Source organism: Carnobacterium divergens (assembly GCF_900258435.1).
GTDB classification, from domain to species: domain Bacteria; phylum Bacillota; class Bacilli; order Lactobacillales; family Carnobacteriaceae; genus Carnobacterium; species Carnobacterium divergens_A.
In genome coordinates this window covers 974,446-988,635 of sequence record NZ_LT992558.1, presented here as the reverse complement: position 1 = coordinate 988,635, position 14,190 = coordinate 974,446, and the positions used below count along the sequence as shown (strand labels likewise).

The window sequence follows — 14,190 nt, the reverse complement described above, 5'->3', positions numbered from 1 at the left end:
GGCAGTCAACCGTTGACTGCCTGATTTTAATTCATTCACCGTACTCTTCGCCGTCCCTAAATTACTAGATAACGAACTCAGTAAATTCGAAGAGTCTCTGCTTGAATAGACTAATCCCATGAGACTTCATTCCTTTTTTTTTGGATTTTTGAGCGTTCTTCATTTAGCTGTTCTGTTGTTCTTGTATACATTTCAGTCAATTCTTGCTTTTGTTCTTTAAAAAATTGTCCGAAATGCTTTTTCTTTCCGTTAAGTTCTTCTTGTTCCCAGCGAGCAGAAGAACTTCCCTCTTTTATTAATTCTTCATTTAATTCTTGTAGCTGTCTAAAGTTTCGAGTTAGCTCCGTTTCTAATGATTCAACTACTTCTTGAATCTGACGTTTATCTCTATTTAAATCGTCAATTTGACGTTCTTTCTCAACAATTTTTTGAGTGTACTCAGATCTTAACTTCTCATTTTTATCTTGTACCATAGGTTCTCCTCTCTACTTAAATCTCGTCTGACTGTCACGAGACGCAATAACTGCCGCAAGTTTAGGGAATTTATTGGCTTGTTCATTCACACAGCTGACTAATTTCGATAAATCGGATAAAATCTGATTACTTACTTTGACTCCCTGCTTCATACTAGAAATATTACTTCTTCCCAAAGAACAGGTCTTTCCACTTTTAACAGAAACTTTGCTAATTCCTGAAACTGCATCTTGAGCCGCTCCTTGATTCGATGCTATCTTCCCCATACTCTCTCTCCTTACTCTCTGAATTTATAAAATGGATCTTTTTGTAATTGTTCAGTTTCATCAATGATTGGTTCAGGTTCTTGAATCTCTTCTGGCTCTGGCGCTTCTGGAACAACTATAGGACCATTAGCCATTTTTAGTAACAAATCATCTAAAAATTCTTGATCTTTTTGATCGGAATATCCTTCAAAAATAACTTCAGCAATTTGGTCAGCGCTAATCGTGAATACTTCTTGACTAGGTACGTCACCAAATGGATGAGGCGCAACTTTATATCTTGAAAAAATTTCATCCATTTCATTTTTGGCAATTGCTCTGGCAACTACTAAATAAAGCATTTGGTTATCTTCAGGTTCTTCTAATCGTAAAATGCTCCCTAGAGGCAAAAAGGGAGTGTTCATTTTTTCTTTCATTCTCCTACCTCCATTGGTACAACAATATCTTCAAAAACGTCATCCTTCAAACTATGAAGAACATTTCGAGGAACCACAACATTTTTTTGCGTATACGGTAAATTCTCTATAAATAGTTGATTTTGTAAGCTACCACCAAATAGAATTTGATACACACTCTCTTTCACCATATTCGTCAAGCCACCATAGGTATTCCCAACTTTGGATAAGCTATCTATAACTATAAGTTGCAAATGATCATTGCCACCATTTAAAAGAAAAGCGACTTCCTCTGGATTTAAGAAAAGCTTATCAACTAATTCTGCAACACCATTTATTATTACGACTCTTTGGTTTGAATTATTTGACAACATTACTTCTAACGATTCTTTTAGTTCAAAGTTTTGTTGTGTGACTTTCATTCGATCAATATAAGTTGATACATTCGTTGAATTTTCCTCTAATGTTCCGGCTGCGTCAATTAAAATGATGTCCTTCTCTTCTTTCCAATCACTGATTAGTTGCATAAACCATGGCATCATCAACCTAAATTGTTTATTCGATGCGGTAAATATACCTAAACTCTTTCCTTGGAATAGTGGAAACTTTTCTACTAATGAAGATAATTTATTTAATCCAAGGTATAAATTATCGGCATCTATTTCTTTTACAAATGAACTAAAATTTTGAATGGTTAATTCTTCTGGAACCATCGGTATCTTCTCAGGACGTTTCCCAGTCCAATCATGATTCATTCGAGTGACTTCTTTTTCAAGATTTTCCAATAGATCAGAACTGTCTTCTCCTTGAATCGGTAAATAGAATTGAACTGCTGTTGGCGTATCCAACATGACTTGTCCTCGACCATTAATTGCCTGTGGAGCAAGAGTCTCTCTCCCCAGTAATGTGCTTAACTCCGTTTCATCATTTAAGTATAGCGCAATTTTAGTTGCAATGTTACTCATCATATTCATACGAATACTACCTGAACGGCTAGCAGTTAAAATTAAATAAACGCCTAAGCTTGCACCATCTCTTAATAATTGAAGTAACACTTCGTCAATTTTATCTTTTCGATTATCTTCTAAGCTCAATCCATCATACCCATCTAAAACATTCACAATGATTGGTAACTTCGAATCCGTTTTTGCTTCATACTGCATAATACTAGCAACACCATTTTTTTTAAAGGAACCTTTTCGTTCAGCCAACAATCCAGAAATTCTATCTAACATTTTTTGTAGTTTTTCATCTTCTTCTAGCGTGACAATATCTGCTACATGTGGTAAATCTTTTAATGGCAACAATCCGTTGTTCCCAAAATCCAATAAGTTTAATTGGACTTGTTCTGGTGTATTTTGATGTGCTAAATTCATGATTAATGTTTGTAACAGTGTTGATTTACCATAACCAGGACTTGAAAATATAGCTGTATGACTTGCTTTTTCTAAATTATAATGGTAAATTTTTTGCGCTTGTTCAGATGGAATATCTAACAAACCAAGTGGAATCGTTACATTTCTTTGTTCTGCTTCCTCAATAGTCGGTGTTGCTATTTGTTCACTAAGATTAGGTAGCCAAGGTTTATCAGGAATGGTAAACTCTGATTGTTCAAAAATTTGTTCTATCGTTTCAATCACAGCTTCTAATTGTGTTGGCAAATCACTTGTATCTTTTCCTTGCACAATATCTTCATCTGGATCATAAAGTAACTCTGTTTGACCTAAATCATTAATTTTAAAAATACGTTCATCTACAACTTCTTCCATAGTCTGATCTGGATCATAAAGAACCCCTGCATAACCACTTTGGAAAAGTTCATATACTTCATTTTCTCCAACTTTAAGATACCCTCTACCAGGATTCGTAATTTGAGCAGCATCTGGTGTTTTTAAAAGCTCATTAGAATCTTGAACACTTGCCATTTTTAGTGCAATTTTACTAGTACTATTTGCTTCAATTTGATCGTTAACCACGCCCGATGGTTTTTGGGTAGCTAAAATTAAATGAACACCTAAGGAACGACCAATCCGAGCAACAGATGTTAATTCATCTAAGAATTCTGGAACATTCGCCTTTAATTCCGCAAATTCATCTGAGACTAAAATTAAATGTGGGAGTGGTTTATTAGGATAAACGACATCTGGTTTTGGTGTATTTCTTTGCTTGTATAAACTCATATAACCATTGATATTATTCACACCATATTTAGCAAACTCTCTTTGTCTTTTATTTAATTCTGCCTTGATACTTGCTAACGCTCTAGCAGTTCCAGCCCCATCTAAGTTGGTGATTGCCCCCATAAAATGCGGTAATTTATCTAAGGTATTGGCAATTCCGCCACCTTTCCAGTCAATAATCAACATTCCAATATCTTCTGGTGAAAAATTAATTGCTAAACCAATTAGATAAGTTGTTAAAAATTCTGATTTCCCTGAACCTGTTGTTCCTCCAACTAATGCATGTGGTCCATGCGCTCGTTCATGTAAATCCCAATATACAAAATCTGATTTTCCTCGCCATCCAATTAATGAGCGAATAGATTTGTTTGGTTCAGCATCTAACCAACGATTTTTAATCTTTAATTCTTCAATTCTTTTCACTTCATACTGTTCTAATAAATCTAGACTTTCAGGAACAGCATTTTTTTCTACCTCAACATGATGTAAATTCGCTAACCGCTGCAGTGCTTCTTCAATTGGATAAGCGGTAGGTAAATGGGTCGGTACAAAGGATTGATTCACATATTCATTGTTTTGGTTAATCAAAATTGCGGATTCACTGCTTTGGTAATCAATTAAAGTTGTCGTTGTTTCTGGGAGCATTGGTAACGCATCTTTCCCCCAAATCACCGTCACACCATAGGGACTCATATCTTCTGCTAAAAATTCATTTAGTCCATGTCCTGATAACCAGCTTTCTTCTAAAATAGAGAACACATAATGAGGCTGGAACCGAATCTTTTCATTGCCAGCTTCTTTTAGTTCTTGTCTTCTTTTTGTTAAAATTTGGTAAAAGGAGTTGAGCACCATATCTCGGGTTTGAGCGTTATGGATAATTCCTCTTAAATTTAAGCTGCGAATTTTCAGATGCGGCAACCATCTCCAAGCATGCCAGTTAAGATCATAATCATTTTCTGGAACCAATGTCACAAATTCAACATCTCGATACGAATGCAGCATTGAAATTTGGAACAATAGCGTTTGGATCGCTGTTCGCAATACTGGATAATTTCCTGCTAGCCCAACGGTTTGATCCATTAAAGGGATTACAATCGGAGCTGATTCTAATTGTTGGTATGGCCAAACGAGTTCTTTTTCTGCTAGCGAACTCAATTCACTCTCTTCATTTGGTTGATACTTTACAGCAAAGCTTGATTGAATTTCTCCAGTTCCAACATGAACTTTTAAAAAATCTTCGTTGGTTGTCATTCGTTCATAAATTCGAGCTTCATAATCTTTAGCCATTAAGGCAAGGTCATTCATTGATGGGTACATATACGTAAGTGCGTGCTCTTGCTCTTGCTGTAAAAGGGAAACATCGCCCTTCTTCTGGATGAGATATTGTTTATAAGAGCTTTCGCTTTGTTGGTTTTTCTCTTTTGTTTCTTTCTTATTGGTAAAATAGCTAGATACCGAAAACCCTGCCGTTAATAAACTAGCTCCCCCCATACTTAGCATCATAATTGGATTCCCACCACTTAAAAAGCTGGTAGCGCCGCTTAAAACCACCATTCCCAAAGGAGGGACAAGGGTTCTTACTAATTCGTTTTTTCCTTCTTTTTCTTTTGGGGTAGGAGACATTACCTCTACATCCATTTTTGGTTCTTTTAGATGGATGCGAGGGCTTCGTCTGAATAATGGAAATTCAGATGGGTATTCAGGTTTGTAGCTTTGTTCAATGAGTTCAAAGGGATTCAACGTGAACTCCGTTCCTAAAGTTGTTAGCTTTAATTGATTTTCCCGAACTTCTATAATTAGTTTATCCATTACTAACTGATTTCCAGTAACAAAGTCAAAGGATCCTTTTTCAACTAACTTTCCATTAAAATAGATTTTTTCCTTATTTGCGTATATCGCTACATTGTATTGCGGCATTTTATTTTTAACTGTGACCGAAACAAACGCTGCTGTTTCTATGCTTATCGCTGATGAAGACATCGAAGAAATTGTAAAATCTTTTTTAGGTTTATTTGTAACAATCGTTTGATACTCGTTTGGCTTCATTACAATAAAGTTGGCATTTGTTTTTTCATAGGGTTGATCGTCAATTAAAATTTCCTGACCGTTATAAACGACTACATGTCCATCAATCACTAATTCCGGGTTAGCTGTTGTTAGCTGATAATGAGAAAACCGCTCTCCAAAATAAAACACCTCAAAAAGCGTAGTTGGATTAGCCTTCATTTGATCATCAATAGGAACAATCGAATCATTCGCTATGTTATTCGTTTTCAGAATCATCCGGTGTTCCTCCTAACAGTTTCATATACTTAGCAATCGCTTCTTCATATTTAGTCAGTAATTCTTGTTTCTTTTCACCATTCATTTTTGTGTCTAGTTTTGTTGCTTCATACAGTTTAGTGTATGCGTGTAAAATAAGTTGGTTGTCTCCCACATTTTGTGCAATATCAAGAGCTTTTTCAAATGAACCTTTGCCGATATAGATCCAATAGAGCAATGTATTTTCATTTGATTTTTGAGACACATTGTTTAAAATCATCTCTTTTTGTTCATTGGATAAGTTATCTAATTGTATCGAACTTACTGCGTAAACATATTGGGCACTTTTAGGCAATGTTTCAGGTGTATCCTCCTTAAGAGTGTTTAATACTTCTGCATAATCGTTCGCAATATAATTAGATTCTGCTGTAATAATTCGTTCTTGGGTGGGAACTTTTTTCAATGCAAAATCTCCCACAAAAAAGCCTAAGATAAGCGTTGCTACAAATAAAACCAGACTTCCCCATTTAAATAAAGAATAGCTTTTTTTATTGACCATTTTGTTTAAGTGGTCTTGTTTCATTTTTTGAATAACTACTTGCTCGCTAATCTTTTGATCAATTTCTTCTATCGAAAGGGCAGATTGAATTGATTTAGAAAGTGGATCTTGTAACGTTCCAGCACCTTCAATCAGTCGTTCATAATCTAATTTAGGGTGAAGAATAAAAAGAATTAGAGCCCGATACTGTTTTAAAAAACCTTCTTCAGTTGTTACGTGTGGCACAACGCTATTCATAAATCCTCGATGAGCAATCAGTAGCTCTTCACCAAAAAGAAAAATATTGCTTGGATGAATAAACGGTTGGATAGTTGTCTGATTAAAGGACTCTATAAAACGTATTTTTTGTGCTAAGAGCAATCGATTAACTGGCGTCAATTTTTTTACTGTTTCTTCAATAGTGACTGCATATGGATCTTTTTCATAAGAAAGAATGAGTTGTTCCTCTGTTTTCTCTATAATTTCTCCTGCCAAAAGAGTATTCTTTTTTTGAAGAACATGCTGAAATTGATCCAGCTCTGACAAGCGGTATTGATTGGCTTGTAATGTAACAAGTACCTTATCTTTTTGAATTTGAATGTCTATTTTTTCCGATATATCTTTTACTTCACTCACGTTTTACGCCCCTTTACTTTTCCATAGTTTCTTTAACAAGCAATTGATCTCCGTCACCTAGTGCATAATTAGCAAGGAGGACTTCTTCTTTTAATTGAATGGATTTATTTAGTATTTCTAACTCAAATGAATCCGGCAAAAAAATATTTGCCAGCTCCAGCGACTCCTTCAATAATTCTTTTAAACGATTTACAGATACTTTTATCGGAATCTGTAAATCGATAATTTGTTTGCCCACATGTAGTCCAATACTAATAGAGGTGTCTTTTCTCATAAAATTTCCGCCTTTCTATCCTTTTTTTACCCATGATGGAAATGAGCGACCTAATAAGATTCCTAAGCCAAGAACAACGCATCCGCCCACAATACCACCTAGAATAAAAACAACATGATTTTCTTTTCCTAATTTCAATTCATCAGAATCAAGATGATCGTTTAAGGTATAATCTTTTGAAAAAAGGATAGGCGTTACGTGTTGTTCAATCGTCTGTTCTTTTGGTGTCTTTTTTAAAAACAATTCTTTTTGAGCACTTGCAATTATTTCTGTTTGTTCTTTGTTTAATTGCTGATCTTTATTCGACATATCCGTCATAAACAATTGATTAATTGTAAAAGTAGTAGCATTTTTTTGGCTTTCTGCATTTTTTTCATAAATCACTTGATTATTTATTTTTAGATCTCCCGCAGCTGCATAGCTAGGAACGCTTTGTAAGAACATAAACAAGGCAAGGAACATCATCCCTTTTAAAATAGTTTTAAAATTAATAATTTGTCTACTTTGCATCTCTTTTCTCCTCATATCAATAATAGAAAGAATCATGCACTCATTTTTCTATCATCTGGTTTCACCCAAAAATTTAATAGAATTCCAACAATTGCTACTATCGCTAGAATCATGTAACTTACCCAACCAATACTTCCTCCATTTAATAGCGCTGTGAATCCATTTTGAATATTTTGCAATGGTGAAAGTCGGTACACTATATTTGTAAAGGAACCTGTTTTCGTTACAACTCCTAGTAACGGAGTCAGCATTAAAAATAATCCTAATAGTCCACCGCATAGATAAAGGGTCAGTAATCGGAACTGTCTCATACAGCCAAGTGTAATCAATAGACCTGCAAATAAAACTAAGAAGGCATAACTAAACCATGCTATTTTTGAGTCTATCCCCACAACAAGACTTAAGTTAAGCGCAAATATAAATGATAGCGCAACACTACTAAGCAAGATCACAACCATATTCGACGTATTGTACCAAGCTCTTGAAGGATTTATGAGTAAATCAGTCTTAGTAGCAATTCTTCTTCTCATGTATTTTTGCATTGCAATCGCCACTAAGATAATAATAAAAGAAGCTATAAGCGTTGCATAATATGGGATTAACGAATTTTGCCTTGTTTTTCCAAAATCGCCTTTTTCTTGAATCGGGTTTGAAAGAAAGTTGAACACGGTTGAATTGTCTGTTCCTCCATCTCTAGTATTAGAAAGAACTTTATCAAAAGATTCCGCATACTTATTGTTCTCTTTTGTTGTTTCGTGTACTTCAACAACAGTCTTATCTAAACTAGTTAAAATAGTGTTTGCATTAGTCTGAACCTTGTTTGTAGATTCTTTTAATGACTGGATAATAGGTCCTACATCTTTAACTTTTGCAGCTGCTTCTCCTGTATTTTTAGCGGTTTCTTTTGAGCTACTAGCTAATGATTGAATGCTTTTCACTAAGTTTTCTGTCTCAGCGTTTATTCCAGTAGTATCGTTTTTTTCAGGATGTGCGTTCGTTTCAGTGATAACAGATTCTGCTGCTACTTTTTCGGTTTCAGTCCACGAATTGTATGCTGCGTCGATTTCTTTATTTGCTGTATCAAACCAAGAACCTAATAAAGAGGCTTCTTGTAACATCATTTCTGGAACCGTCATAAGATTTAACGTACCGTATAAAGTCGCGGTTTCGTTTTCATTTTTATCGTCTTGCGTACCAATTGTCGCTTTTAATTGCTTAATTTGTTCTTCAACATCGGTGTATAATTCATTTCCATTTGCTTTATACTTTTCATAAAGTGAATCTGAAATTTGTGCAATCATTTTAGAATCTGTTACGTTATTGTAAAGCCAATAAACAGAATTTTGAGTAGCTAACTCATTAAATGATTTATCTGGATGACTTGTAACGAACTCAGAAAAATGAACGATATCTAAATTTGTTGGATCTGCATAAATGGTTGTTAATTTATCAGCCGTTGATGTTAAGAGCGTAAAAAGACTAAAGAGTTCAGGTAAGTCTTGTTTTAAAGGTTGATCTTTATCAATATAACTAGCTAACTGACCTGATGTCATGGATTTATTTAATGTCCAAGAATAGTGACATTGAAAATATTCGGTATCGGTATCGCTGTGTGGATACTCCCATTTGATTTTAGATTCAAAGGTATATGAAATATGGTCGTTCCCTGGAGCATTTGGCGTTGCCTTAGCATCCATTTCTTTATCGATTTCTTCATCAATTTCCTTAAGTATGATGGCTATATTTAATTGTGTCCCCTCAATCGTTACTGCAGCTGTATAATCTGAATCAGTTAATTGACTGTTCATTAATTTTTCTAAATTCCCTCTGATTTCTTCTAAATTAATCACTTCAACTGACCCAGTACTCCCAGCTTTAAAAGTGTGATTGAATTGTAATTTTTGATTTTCCCCTGGTTTTAAGCTCACATCGACTGTGTTCATTACAGAAAAATCTGATGATAGATTATCTTTTGGATCAGTTGATAACAAGTTAAATTGATTGCCATTACCAGTCAAATCAGGAGCATATCGAGTAACAATATCGTAAGAAGCACTTAGCTTTGCGCTTGCTTCTGGTGTAACTAAGCCTTTATTCATAAGTTTTTGTAATAGGATTGGGAAATCAGTAGCTGAGGGTAAAGCAACATTTTGTAAGTGTTCCAGCTCGTTAGCAACAGCCTTTAAATAATCGCCCTCTTCTTTTATCTCTGATTCTTTATCTGTCGGTGTTAATAATTTTGAAATAGCCAGTTTTATTTCGTCTTCTGTTGCTGTGTCTGGATTAGCTTCTCTATTATTGTAATATTTTTCCGCAATATCCTCTTTCAAAGTTGATAATTTTTTTACTTGCTCTTCTAAGTCCGCTATTTCGCTTGTTAATTCCGTAATTCTCTTGCTCTGTTCTTTTTTAAACGAATACGCATTTGTTAAAAAATTAGCGTAGACACCTGAATCCTCAGATCCTTCATGTCCTTTAGCAAAAAATAAATCTAGCTGATCTTTTATGCGATCATCAAAACCGTCATGTTGTTCTTTGTAACCTTTCGAATCATTTTGCCATTGCTTTTCTAATTGTTCTTTTTGCAACTCAAATTGCTCATTAAACTGTTTAATTGAGAGTTCCAATTTTTCATTTCCCTCATCAGCATAATCGTTCACAGCTTTTTGGACGTCTTCAGTTGATTTGCTATTATCTTCTAAACTAGCACTATTCGTTTCCATTAGCTGTTTCACAGATAGAACAAATGCTTCCTGTTCTGACGTAAATAGTTTATTTTCTTCATCTAAGATACTCGCAGTATCAATAACACTAGAAAAATTGGTTGGAACCTCTTTAAAAGGTAAATAAACTTTTTTCTCTAAATTATTTTTATGGTTCGTTTCTACTCCAACAATTTGATTAACATTTTGTTGAGCCTCTGACAGGTTGCCTACAATACTTGAAAAATACATTTGAACAATGCGTTGGTTGAAATCTTTAAGTATATCGTTTACTTTTACTTGAATCGCTTGATTGGTTATTTCATTTTGACCTTCTCGTACTTGATACTCTACTAGTGCTTTTTCAGGATTTATACTTTGCAATGCAAGAATTCGTTCAGAAAAATCTTGCGGAATAATAATTTGTGCGTCAAATTGTCCATCCAGAACCCCTCGACTCGCGATATCTCTAGTTGTTGTTTCCCAACGATTTGCTGTATCTTGATTAATTAATGTGACAAAATCTGTTCCTAAAGAATATTTTTTCCCTTCAAAAAGTGTTCCTTTATCTTCGTTTACAAGTACATATTGCATTTTCGTGACTTTTTCATTGGACGTTTGTTGAAGGCTTGCACTTTTAAATCCTAAATAGGAAAAAGTGAATAAGAACAATACGCTACTCACAACAATCAAAATAATAGGAAGATATTTCATTAATTTCATTTTCAATCTACTTCTCCCCCTTACTAATAGAAAAAACGCCCGCGCAATGAATTGCACTGACGCTTTTTGTCAAAATTAATTTAAACCAAAAGAACCTGCATCTTGTTGGTCACGTTGAGCTACTGTATCAGCATACTTAGTCAATTGACTATTGATACTAATCAATAATTCTTCCATCTTTTTAACGTTTCCTTCTAATTGGTTGTATTGTTCCAAATAAGATTGAAACGCTTGTCCTTTCCATTCTTGACCAATTTGCGTATTCATTGAATTAACCTTACGAATGGCATCTTGAATTTGAGATGATGCTTGTTGATAAACCTTTGCTTGTGATTTCAGTTGCTCGGGTGTGACCGAAATTGCTCCTGACATATAAATCTCCCCTTTTTATTTATAATTTAAATTGTTTTCATAAATATTATATCTATAAATAACGAGGATTGTCAATGAGATTATTTCTAATAATTATTAAAAAAACAAAACATTACAACAAGAATCTATTTGTTTTTAATTATTAAAAGATAGATTTAAATTTATTTAATTTATTTAAAATTAGATAACCATTTATTTTATAACACCTTAGAGTTACTCACATTGATTTCATCACTCTACAACCGCTCACCAAAGACAGCTTTTAAAAAAGAAAAAATCAATTTTTAAAACTATCAATCCTTATCTAACCGACGAATTATATAACAAACAACTATGTAATTAGTTGCTATTTTTTGGACATTAAAAATTATAGAAGATAAAAATTATTTTTTCTGTGTTATGTTTTTTAGATACAATAAATAACTAAATTTTTATAATAAAAACGAGAAAAATCTTCTGAACATGTCCAGAAGATTTATTCACTGTATCTCCCCTAGGTAAGAAGGACCTGAAAAAAGCTTTTAACTATTCTCTGTACGATTCAACCATGCTGCTACATATATTGACAGATTGTTCTAGTTTATAACTTAGTAATTATGCTATTATGTAATAGTGTTTAATTTCAATAGAACGAAAAAGATTCATTAAAAAAATGTCCCGTTAAGGAGTGATTTTAGATGAAGAAATTAAATTGGTTTTCTGGTGGTAACGAACGAGGAAAACAAGCCGAAAACCTTATCACTGATATATTAACTGATTTAAAAACAGACTGTGAAAATGAATTTCTACAAAAAGTACTAGAAGATTATCTTGAAGAGTTCAAACAAAAAAGAACTTCAGTGCCTTTTATTTTAAGTCGTATGAACCTAGCTATTTCTGAAGCTGTCAGAAATGATGGAGTTCCTTTATCAGATTCTCAATCTAAACAACTAAAAGAATTGACTTCTTTATCTACGATTAGATATGGCTTTTAATAGCCTATGTCCTGTCTCTTATTGTGAACTATCTTCATTTTCAGTCTAAGTTTCCTTGATAAACTTCATAGCATTTCATGAAACTTTCTAAAAAAGATTATTAGAAACCTCCATATAAAAAAAGAACCCCCTTTTTTTTAATGATTTAAACGGCTTTTAACGTACCTTATGTATGATTTAAAAAATTTATAAAACAAAAAAACTGATAAAAACGATTTTAAATAATCGTTTTTATCAGTTTTCTTTTTTGGTTATCTTCTAAATAACCTTAATATGGAGACGGAATGAGTTTTGACTGTGTAATAAGATTTATAAATCTATATAAGCTTAATTGACCTAATTTCAATAAAGTTTACTCTGCATTTAAACTTGTTTAAAATCAAGTGATAATTGAAGGATTTTGGTCAAAATTTGGTCATGTGTCACACCAATTAATTCAAGTAATGAATCTTCAAATATTGGTATACTCTAAATCTCCTTTTGAAAATAGAATTGAGTGTGACACATCCTTTTTTTGGATTTTATTAATTGAACATGTTACTAATCGACATTATATTTTCTAAAGAATTATCAATTACTGAACACTCAATTTTTCCGTTCAAAAGTTCTACTTGATAAGATATTTTGATTAACATTAAAAATGTCTTATCTAGTAGAACTTTTAGTTATTTATTATGTATAAACAAAAAATAGAATACGTAACTTTAAATTGCCTATTACTAATAAAGAAATTCTTTTCAACTATCTTCCAATATGTGATTGCTCTAATTTTTCATGTAAGAAAATAATTCTTTCTACTAAATAAATGCCCTTCATCAAATGCTAGCAGCTATGCATAATTAGCAAGCTCATATTAATCAAATTACATTTTGCTCCATTTGTAAGTATGTTAGTTTTTGAAGGGTGGCTTTTAATGTTAATTGTCTAGATTTCCCGATTTTCGAGTTATTTATATAAATTCATCTTTGACTAAATCAATAGTTCCATCAGCAATAGACTCATTTCCACACATTACTCTCTCATAGCTGCTTGATTACAATTAATAACTAATCCTACCAATTTTAAAATTATTTCTGTAAAAAGGAAATTTTAAGAACCTGCACTTTCATAGACAATTAATCCTTTTTGCCAAATGAAAATAGAGCTCGCTAAAAATATGCTAGATATTAAAAATAACCCTCCTATATTGAAGATGATGTTCTCCCCTGTAAGAAAATAACTTGCGGGATAGTATGCAGTAAAAGCAAAAGGAACGATATATGTGATTACTGCACGAATTACCCCGTTGTAAATCGTTGTAGGATACTTAGCAAAATCATTTAACATATAGAACATAAAAGTAATATTCCCGCTTCGTTTAATCCAAAATGCCAACGCGGATGTAGCAATTTTTATAGATGTATATATTAAAGTACTAAAAATAACTGATAAAACAATAATGCAAAGATTAAAAAAATTCCATTCTACTTTCACAAAATTTTTTGAGGCTACTATAAATACTAAACCAATAAATAATTCACCTAATGCATCTAATTGAAATTTTTCTACTAATATTTGAAAAAGAGGACTTAATGGTCGTGTTAAATATTTATCGAACTCACCTTTTCTAATAATAAAATACCCTAATGCCCATAAATTATCAAAGAACAGATGATCAATACCTTTTGGTATTAGCGAAAAACCATAAATGAACAAGATTTGCTGAAAACTCCAGCCTCCTAATGTTGGAATATTGGAGAAAATAATATTCAAAAACATCAGATTCGTGGCTTGAACAATTATTACACTCACAATCCCTATCAAAAAATCATTTTTATATTCCATTATTCTTTTTAAATCTTGTGCTATAAATATTTTTTCCATATTTAGTAGTCGTCTAATCTTTTT

11 protein-coding genes are annotated in these 14,190 nt (G+C 33.0%); 1 reads left to right on the top strand and 10 read right to left on the bottom strand.

Annotated elements, in window-relative coordinates; translation table 11 throughout:
- Positions 1–110: 110 nt before the first annotated feature.
- The 9 genes from CDIMF43_RS05070 to CDIMF43_RS05030 form a co-directional block, all read right to left on the bottom strand.
- Positions 111–473: a hypothetical protein gene (locus CDIMF43_RS05070; RefSeq protein ID WP_109841370.1), complete on the bottom strand. Its 363-nt coding sequence runs from the start codon at positions 471–473 to the stop codon at positions 111–113.
- A gap of 12 nt (positions 474–485) precedes the next feature.
- Positions 486–740 (bottom strand): hypothetical protein, encoded by a 255-nt coding sequence (locus tag CDIMF43_RS05065; RefSeq protein ID WP_109841369.1) that lies wholly within the window; start codon positions 738–740, stop codon positions 486–488.
- Between the two features lie 11 nt (positions 741–751).
- Complete coding sequence (locus CDIMF43_RS05060) at positions 752–1,153, bottom strand: DUF4176 domain-containing protein (RefSeq protein ID WP_109841368.1); 402 nt, start codon at positions 1,151–1,153, stop codon at positions 752–754.
- A complete protein-coding gene (essC, locus tag CDIMF43_RS05055; RefSeq protein WP_109841367.1) occupies positions 1,150–5,595 on the bottom strand; it encodes a type VII secretion protein EssC in 4,446 nt (1,481 codons plus the stop codon). Before essC ends, CDIMF43_RS05060 begins: the two co-directional genes overlap by 4 nt.
- On the bottom strand, positions 5,576–6,748 hold the full coding sequence (essB, locus tag CDIMF43_RS05050; RefSeq protein WP_109841366.1) for a type VII secretion protein EssB: 1,173 nt from the start codon (positions 6,746–6,748) through the stop codon (positions 5,576–5,578). The genes essC and essB overlap by 20 nt, the downstream gene beginning before the upstream one ends.
- A 13-nt stretch (positions 6,749–6,761) precedes the next feature.
- Entirely contained in the window at positions 6,762–7,022 is a 261-nt protein-coding gene (locus tag CDIMF43_RS05045; protein WP_109841365.1) for a type VII secretion protein, YukD family, read from the bottom strand.
- A gap of 15 nt (positions 7,023–7,037) precedes the next feature.
- A complete protein-coding gene (locus CDIMF43_RS05040) occupies positions 7,038–7,532 on the bottom strand; it encodes a hypothetical protein (protein ID WP_109841364.1) in 495 nt (164 codons plus the stop codon).
- 32 nt (positions 7,533–7,564) lie between these two features.
- Positions 7,565–10,957 carry a type VII secretion protein EsaA gene (gene esaA / locus CDIMF43_RS05035; RefSeq protein WP_233218339.1) on the bottom strand — a complete coding sequence of 1,131 codons (3,393 nt, stop codon included), beginning with the start codon at positions 10,955–10,957 and terminating at the stop codon, positions 7,565–7,567.
- Positions 10,958–11,032: 75 nt separating this feature from the next.
- A complete protein-coding gene (locus CDIMF43_RS05030; RefSeq protein ID WP_109841362.1) occupies positions 11,033–11,329 on the bottom strand; it encodes a WXG100 family type VII secretion target in 297 nt (98 codons plus the stop codon).
- 677 nt (positions 11,330–12,006) lie between these two features.
- Between CDIMF43_RS05030 and CDIMF43_RS05025 the strand changes: the two genes are divergently transcribed.
- Positions 12,007–12,303: a bacteriocin immunity protein gene (locus tag CDIMF43_RS05025; RefSeq protein ID WP_109841361.1), complete on the top strand. Its 297-nt coding sequence runs from the start codon at positions 12,007–12,009 to the stop codon at positions 12,301–12,303.
- Positions 12,304–13,392: 1,089 nt separating this feature from the next.
- Here CDIMF43_RS05025 and CDIMF43_RS05020 read toward each other — a convergent pair.
- The gene (locus CDIMF43_RS05020) at positions 13,393–14,184 is read right to left on the bottom strand and encodes an ABC transporter permease (RefSeq protein WP_162532961.1); all 792 of its coding nucleotides are present in this window, start codon (positions 14,182–14,184) and stop codon (positions 13,393–13,395) included.
- Between the last annotated feature and the right edge of the window lie 6 nt (positions 14,185–14,190).